This window comes from Clostridium fallax (assembly GCF_900129365.1).
GTDB lineage: Bacteria > Bacillota > Clostridia > Clostridiales > Clostridiaceae > Clostridium_AH > Clostridium_AH fallax.
Genome location: NZ_FQVM01000045.1, coordinates 1 through 8,720 on the forward strand (window position 1 = coordinate 1; position 8,720 = coordinate 8,720).

The 8,720-nt window shown below is 25.2% G+C and carries 7 protein-coding genes; 2 read left to right on the forward strand and 5 right to left on the reverse strand.

All coding sequences use genetic code 11. The features are described from left to right. The first annotated feature begins 684 nt into the window (after positions 1 to 684). Positions 685 to 1,362, forward strand: coding sequence for a uracil-DNA glycosylase (locus BUA70_RS12585; RefSeq protein WP_072897829.1), 678 nt, complete (start codon positions 685 to 687; stop codon positions 1,360 to 1,362). Positions 1,363 to 1,498: 136 nt separating this feature from the next. Then, entirely contained in the window at positions 1,499 to 2,935 is a 1,437-nt protein-coding gene (locus tag BUA70_RS12590) for a cation:proton antiporter (RefSeq protein WP_072897832.1), read from the forward strand. 413 nt (positions 2,936 to 3,348) lie between these two features. Here the strand turns inward: BUA70_RS12590 and BUA70_RS12595 are convergent, their stop codons facing one another. The 5 genes from BUA70_RS12595 to BUA70_RS12610 form a co-directional block, all read right to left on the reverse strand. Further along, the gene (locus tag BUA70_RS12595) at positions 3,349 to 3,555 is read right to left on the reverse strand and encodes a hypothetical protein (RefSeq protein ID WP_072897834.1); all 207 of its coding nucleotides are present in this window, start codon (positions 3,553 to 3,555) and stop codon (positions 3,349 to 3,351) included. 157 nt (positions 3,556 to 3,712) lie between these two features. Then, positions 3,713 to 4,789: a mechanosensitive ion channel family protein gene (locus BUA70_RS12600; RefSeq protein ID WP_083573542.1), complete on the reverse strand. Its 1,077-nt coding sequence runs from the start codon at positions 4,787 to 4,789 to the stop codon at positions 3,713 to 3,715. 247 nt (positions 4,790 to 5,036) lie between these two features. Continuing rightward, entirely contained in the window at positions 5,037 to 6,482 is a 1,446-nt protein-coding gene (locus BUA70_RS12605) for a sulfatase family protein (RefSeq protein ID WP_072897836.1), read from the reverse strand. Between the two features lie 6 nt (positions 6,483 to 6,488). Continuing rightward, on the reverse strand, positions 6,489 to 6,623 hold the full coding sequence (locus BUA70_RS13345) for a hypothetical protein (RefSeq protein ID WP_278337216.1): 135 nt from the start codon (positions 6,621 to 6,623) through the stop codon (positions 6,489 to 6,491). Further along, a complete protein-coding gene (locus tag BUA70_RS12610) occupies positions 6,624 to 8,132 on the reverse strand; it encodes a sodium:solute symporter family protein (protein WP_242977352.1) in 1,509 nt (502 codons plus the stop codon). It lies immediately after the preceding gene. Positions 8,133 to 8,720 lie beyond the last annotated feature (588 nt).

Below are 8,720 nucleotides of genomic sequence, written 5' to 3' on the forward strand. Positions count from 1 at the left end.
AAGCACGCCGCCAGCGTTCGTCCTGAGCCAGGATCAAACTCTCAATTTAAAAAGTTTAATCTTTACTCATATAAAAGAATTGCTGGTTTAAAAAATCTTAAAAGATTTTGTAAGTTTCTCTCTGTTTAATTTTCAAAGACCAAATTTTTCTTTGCCGCCTCTCAGCGACGTTTTTTATCTTAACATCACTTTTCGACTTTGTCAACAACTTTTTTGAAAGTTTTTTAAGCTGATTCACATTTGTAAATTGCTTTGTTGACTACGCCCTCCAGCGACGATATTTATCATAACATTAATTTTAATATTAATAAATTTTTAAACTATAATAATATGAACTTAATACTATATTTCTTGTAAATACATTATTTTTCTCTATTTATCTTAAGTGGATACACTAGGATTAGTTTAAGTAATAAATTGTTATATTATTCCTTTATTATTAAGTAAGAAGGCAAAATGAATTTTACTTTAATATAATTAATCTATCTTAAAACCATAAATTTTATATTTATATATTTATAAAAACTATAATATTATATTATTTAATGCTATTATTTTCTATAATCTTTATACAAAAGATATAGAAAATAATTATATATTAAGCTAAAATATATAATTAAATAAATTTATTTATAAATTTGATGGGGATTTTTAAAAATAATATAATTAAATTAGGTGATGAATATGACAGTTAAATTAAATAATGATTGGAAAAACTTATTAAATGAAGAATTTTCTAAAGACTATTATCTAAAACTTAGAGAATTTTTAAAAAAGGAATACCAAACTAAAACTATATACCCAAATATGTATGATATTTTTAACGCTCTACACTATACAGCTTATAAAGATGTAAAGGTAGTTATTTTAGGGCAAGATCCTTATCATGGTCCTAATCAAGCCCACGGTTTAAGTTTTTCAGTAAAACCTGGAGTAAAAACTCCACCTTCTTTAGTGAATATATATAAAGAACTTAATACTGACTTAGGTTGTTATATTCCAAATAACGGTTATTTAAAAAAATGGACTGATGAGGGAATACTACTTCTAAACACATCATTAACTGTAAGAGCTGGACTTGCAAACTCTCACAGGGGAATGGGCTGGGAAATACTAACTGATAAAATAATAGAAATTTTAAACAGAAGAGAAGATCCTATAGTATTTATACTTTGGGGAAACAACGCAATTTCAAAGGAAAAATTAATTACAAATAAAAAACATCTTATAATAAAATCTCCACATCCTAGTCCACTATCTGCTAGCAGAGGTTTTTTTGGTTCTAAACCTTTTTCTAAAACTAATAACTTTTTAAAGTCTATAGGAAAAACCCCTATAGATTGGCAAATAGAAAATATATAATTAAGAAAATATTTAGTCATAATAAATAATAAAGATAAAAGCTTTTTATACTATATAAATTTACAGTTAACAATTAAACAATAAATCCATATAGCTTTAATCTCATCAAAACAAAATATTTAACTAGGGGGTTTTTATGGAAAATCACATTAATTACGATTCACTATTAATACTTGCTATATTAGCTTTTATAACTCCATTTATTGTTGCTAAACTAAAAAAAATAAAAATTCCTTATCAAGTAGGAGAAATATTTATAGGCATATTATTTGGCAAAAGCTTTTTAAATCTTATAAAACCGGACTTATGGATTATATTTTTATCTGATCTTGGTATAGCCTACTTAATGTTTTTAAGTGGCCTTGAAATTGATTTTAGTGATGTACATATAAAAGACAAGAAAGATAAAAGCGATTCTAAATTAAATTTAGGATTATTAATGTATATTTTATCATTTATAGTAGCTGCATTATTATCCTTTACTCTTAAATTTATAGGAATTCATAAAGGAACATTATTTTTCACACTATTATTTACAGCATCAGCACCTGGTTTAATAGTTCCTTTTTTAAAGCAAAAACATATATTAACTAGTAATTTTGGTCAAACATTACTTATATATTCACTTATTTGTGAATTTATTTGCTTAATAGGTTTATCCTTTATAGCTTCAACTTCATTATATGGACTTAGTTATAAAAACTTCTTATTTTTAATAGTATTTGGTGCAGCTTTTCTGCTATATTATGTAGTTAAAAGATTTTATTCTATTGAAAATTTTTCTGCATTAGCCTTTAAAAATTTACATCTAAGTGTAAGAGGAGCTTTTGCATTAATTCTTATACTTGTATCAATATCTGAAAAAATAAATACAGAAATAATTTTAGGTTCATTTTTGGCTGGAATAATTTTTTCATTAGTTGTAGGAAAAGCAAAAGAAGAAATCAGTCATCAATTAGATACTATTGGTTACGGATTTTTAATTCCTATATTTTTTATAATGGTAGGTGTTAATTTAGATTTAAAGACAATATTTAATAACCCAAGTTCTCTTATAAAAATTCCAATATTACTAATTATGTTTTTCTTAGTTAAACTTATTCCTTGCCTACTTTTAAAAAAGAAATTTGGTCAAAGAAATGCCATTGCCTCTTCATTAATACTTTCTGCTCAATTAAGTTTAATAATTGTAGGTGCTCAAATGGCCTTAGACTTAAAATTTATAAATGAAGCAGATTATTCTGCTTTTATATTAACAACAGTAATATCTTGTATATTGTTTCCTATATTATTTGAAAGAATATATAAGGGTGATGATTCTATAAAAGATTCATCTATAAAAGAAGAAAAAATAATTATAAGGGAAGTCATTCCAACTAATGATTTATATTTAGGTAAAACATTAGAGGAAAGTAAATTCCCAGTAGGTTGCAGAATATTTTTAATTATAAGAGAGTCTCAAGAAATAATGCCTACAGCAAATACAGTTATTAATTCTGGAGATATCTTAGTTTTAGCAGGACGAAAAGATGATGTAGAATCTACTATAAACTTACTAACTGATCATTCATAAAAAATTTTATAAAATAATCTTGTAAAATAAAACAGACATCTCATAAACTAGAATTTATGAGATGTCTTTTATTTAATATTTTTAAGAAGCTTATTATATAACCTTAATTTTTCTTTCTTTATATTAATTTTTATATCAATAATATTATATAACAAATTATTTTTAAAATGTAATATATTAAAATAAATGAAATTTCTATTTTAAGTAATAGCTTTTATAAATATTTTAAAATAAAATTAAAGAATTTATATACTTTATCTTTAGCCTCTAATTTAATTATATTATATGTTAAAAAATTCATGTTATTATTTATCTTAATCTATTTATAAATTAATTTTATTCATGTCATTTTAATTTATATATTCTTTTTTGAATTTTTTATAATTATTTATATTTAATAAATTATTATAAAATTATATTTTTAATTTTAAATTCTCTTTATGTCTCATATATAAAGAATATCCTAAAGATCCTATTACACCCGAAACCCCGCCTATAGCAAATCCTAACTCAACATAACCTGCAATTAAGCCACCTAAAACCCCAATTCCTACTCCAACTGCAATTCCTTTTGCTAAATATTCATTTTCTTTTTCTGTTAATGTAATTTTATCTGACATAAATAAACTCGCCCCTTTTTATATTATATATTTGTTAATTTAATTATAGTTTATATTTCTTAAAATTTAATTAAGAAATACTTAACTCTTAATTAATTAATTTTTACATATTTATTACAAGTTTATTTCATATTAAATTATCCTAGAAAAAGATAGTTTAATCATTAAGTTTATCTATATATATATATCTAAATTCTTGAGCTAAAGATGAATTATTTTCTTCTAATATTTCTAATATTTTTATGTTAATATCTTCTTTCACCTTTTGATATTCTAAAAAATCTACTATATTTGTATAAAAATATATATATACATCTAAGCTGCTTTTCTTTAATTGCTCTAAACTAACAATTATGACTTCATCATTTACTTTTTCATGATTTCTTAGCATTTCTTCTATTTCAAAAATGATTTTTCTTAAAATATCTGATTTAGTATTATGAACTATTGGCAAAATAAATGTTATTCTTCTAGAATTTCTTTGAGTCCAATTAGTTATATTACTATTAGCTAATTTAGAATTAGGAACTGTAACTAAAGCTTTAGCAAATGTTCTTATTCTTGTACTTCTAAATGTTATATCTTCAACCACACCTTCAATATCATTAGTTTGTATCCAATCACCTATAGAAAATGGCTTATCTAAAACTATGGCAAAACCTCCAAATAAATTAGAAAATGTATCTTGAGCTGCTAATGCAAAAGCTAATCCACTTATTCCTAAACCAGCAATAAATCCGGTAAACCCAAGTTCTCTAGCTATTATTGCTATAGAAATAACTATAACTATAATTCTTATTATGATAGACATAAATGGAAAAACTATTAAATTAACCTTTCCTTCATTTTTATTTTTCATATTTTTATAAATAATTGAATTTTGTAAAGTTAGATTACATATACTCCATGCTAAAAATATAACTATACTTATTTTTAAGAACTTATAACTTAAATTTATTGTATTTATTTGATTTATAGATTCAGCTAAAAACCTTATAGGTATATATATAGAAAAGAAAATTATAAAAAGTCTTATAGGATTTTCTAAAGATTTTTGAAAATTGTCATCCAAAGTATTTTTTGTACTTTTAACTAATTTTCTAATAGTAGGTAAAATATATTTTAATAATAACTTTTCAAATAGTAATATAGAAATAAACATAACTATTGATAAAATTAAATTTCTTGGTTTATTATGTGTAAATATATAAATTAAATCTTGTAAGTTTTCCAAAGTAATCACCTAATTTTAATAATATAAAATTTATATATATTTTTACTCAACAAAAGAAATGTATACATAGATTTTTATATTATATTTAGCATTATTAAAAAGGATATTTTTAGATATTTATACAGGTTCAAATTTATAAAATAAATAAAGATGCAAACTTTAAGTTTACACCTTTACTTTTATACCAAGATATTGATATTAAATAAATTCTAAAATTTTAATTTAACTTATTATTAGTCTATTTAATCTAATCATTTTTTAGTAATCCATCTCCGGTAAATATAAAATCAGAATCATATCTTTTAAACGCCGCTTTTTCTTTACCCCAAAGTCCAGCTAGACCAACTTGTCCTCCACCAAATACAGGTAATTCCGCTCCATTTATTTCTGGATTTACATATTTAATAAACCATTCTTTTAATTTTAATCTAAGCTGTAATACTATTTCTTCTTTATCTTTATCATTTATTAAATTAATTTTTTCCTCTGGGTCATTTTCTAAATCATATAATTCAAAAGGTCCATCTGAATACCTGTGTATATATTTCCACTTATCCGTTCTTATCATTCTAGTTGGACCATATTCATCATATATTACTACATCATTTTCTAAATCACATTCATTACCTTTTAATAAACTTGCAAAACTTTTTCCTGGTAGATTTATATTCTTTTCTATATTATCTTCTAAACCTAAATATTCTAATATAGTTGGTCTAATATCATAATGACTAAGAAGATTCTTACATACCTTAGGTTTTATCTCTCGAAATTTAGTAATAAAACATGGAACCTTTACTGATGTATCATACATATTAACAGGACTAGTTCCATTACCTTTACCGTAAATTCCATGATGACCCATATTCATCCCGTTATCACTTGTATACAATATTAATGTATCTTCTAACATATTTAAATCTTTTAACTTCTTCAACACCCTTTTTATATTATTATCCACCGATGTTAATGCTGCAAAATATCCCTTTAAAAGTTCTTTTCTCTCTTCTTCACTTTCAGGATATATAAATTCTATAGACCAAGGATGCCTTTTTTCCCTAGGACAATAACTAAAATCACAATTTTTATATAAATCTAGAAGCTCCTTTGGATGATTTTTAGAATCCCAAGGTGCATGAGGAGCTGTATAATTTAAACTTAAATAGAAAGGTTTATAACTATTTTTTTGACTATCTAAAAATGCTAATCCATAATCAGTAATAGTATCTGTAACATATTCTTTCTCATATATTAAGACCCCATCTTTATACATTGGTGCTCCATAATAAGGCCCCCCTCCTTTTTGATGAGAATACCAATGTTTAAAACCTTTTTGTGGTTTATCTGCCAATCCTAAATGCCATTTCCCACTCATAGCACATTCATATCCGTTTTTAGCCAAGACATTTACAAATGTTGATTGCCCCTTTAAATATTCTTCAGTTGTACTTCCATCATTCCATTCATCTAGCCAATCAAGAACTCCATGTTGTGAAGGAATTCTTCCAGTATATATAGATGCTCTAGCTGGAGAACATACTGGTGATGCACAAAAAAAGTTTTCAAATCTAATTCCATTATCAGCTAAATAATCTAAAGTTGGTGTTATAGCATCTTTATTTCCATAACTACCTAAAGACCAATACCCTTGATCATCTGTAATTATAGAAATTATATTTGTTTTCTTACTCATAAAAGCTTAACCTTCCTTCTTTTTAGATATAGCTTTTAGCATATTTTTTATGTCTTGATATCCTCTTACACCTATTATAAAAGTAGTTATTATATACCATGCCAAAGCACCAAATGTTATTAAAGACCAAAATATAACCATTTAAATTGCTCCCTTCTCTTTAACATTAGATACTGAATTGTTACCCATAACTTTATACTTTAATAATGATCCTCCAATCATTCCTATCCAAGCAAATCCAAAAGCAGCTATACCTGATATATAAGGTCCTATATATTCTGCAAAAGCAACTGTTGATGGTAATTGTTGTAGTACTAAAAATAATACTGGACAAATAGCTCCCAATACAATTGAAGAATAAGCTCCCCAATTATTAGCCTTTTTCCAATAACAAGCAGCTATTAATAATGTAGAAACACTAACAGAATAAATAGTTGCTGTTAAAGTCATATAAACCCATAAATCAGATTTTAATGGATACCATAATCCATATAGTAATAAAAATATACCTATAGCTACTACAAGTAATCTATTCACTAATACAGCCTTTTTTTCTTCCCAAGAATTTTTATGGATTATTACCAGAATATCATTGTATATTACACTAGACCAACCTAATAAATATGATGAGTCTGTTGACATATCTGCAGCAAGCATTGCGGCTACCAAAATTCCTATTATCCCACTTGGTAAAACAGTAGCAAGCATTTTAGGCATAGCGTTTAAAGGATTACTTGGCATTTGACTTGGTGTTAAAACTGCTATTGCAGCTATTCCCCAAACTACTGGTATTATAGAACGAGCAATATAAAACACACTAGTTCTTGTATACATTTTTTGTGCAACCTTAGAGCTCTTTGCTGAAAGCACACGTGCAACCATTGTTTGCCAAGTTAATATTGTAGCCGAGACAGATAAAAGTGTATATAAAACATATTGCCAACCAAGTCCATCGTTTACGAATGGATTAAAAGCACCTGCTCCACTTTTAGTAACTGCAGCATTTATAATATTTCCCCATCCTACATTAGCAATTATTATAATTGTAACTAAAATTAATCCTACACTCATTAATATAAATTGCATAAAATCCGTTACTATTACAGATAACATACCACCTAAAACAGTATATAAAGCAACAATAACTAAAAGAGCCGTCATAGTTATTTCCAAATATTTAGGATTTAAACCTACTACATATACTAAAAATTCCCCTCCTGTTCTTAGGAATACGCCCATATTTAATAGTCCACCTAAAACTATTACAACACCAGATGCCCATCTTACCCTTTTGCCAAATTTCTTTTCAAAAAATTCTGGTATAGTAATAACTCCTGCATTTCTTAAAGGTTTTATACAAAATCCTGTTTTTCCTACTATAAACATTACAATAGCAAATAATATTCCAACTGTAGCTCCTGAAAATCCATATTTAAAACCTAGTTGAGCTGCAGACATACAAGTGATTATTCCAAACTCTGTAGCAGCTAAAGATGCCATTCCTGCATATAAATCAACTTCTCTTCCTGCTAATAAATAATCGTCAACATTACTTACATATTTTCTAATTAGTAATCCTACAACCAAACTAACTAAAATATAACACCCTACAATACTACCATCTAACATCCACGAAAAATTTGTAGACATAATCTTTCCCCCTTATATTTTTTATTTTTTTATAAAAAACTTTCCTCCTCCCTCAGTAAACATTTACATAGAATATAGTAATGATGTATCTACCATATATTATAAAATGATAAATTTATTTTATAATATATTTAATACCCAGATAACAAGTTTTTAACTATATAATTATGATTATATAAGTAATATCTTAATATATTACTTATTTTTAAGCTTTAAATTAAAAACCTATTTTAAAATATAAGTAATGACGTTACTACCAGTTAAAGCATTTTACTCTCTTTATTTAATTATAAAACCATTATTTTTTAAAATCAAACTTTTATAATAAATTTAATTATTATCTATTTTTTATATTATTTTTTTACAATTAATTAAATTAATAAATTAATTAGGTAAAGATTTAATAATTATAATGATTTTTATAAAACTAATTAACTATTTTTATCTATTTTAATCTCTATTAATATAAAATTATATAACATTAATCTTTTTAAGTCATGTACCACCAGCTAAGCTGGTGGCTTGATTAAGCCCTATAAGGGCATGGTACTGGCAGCGCTACTCGCGCTCTGAAAAACCGCCAATCGC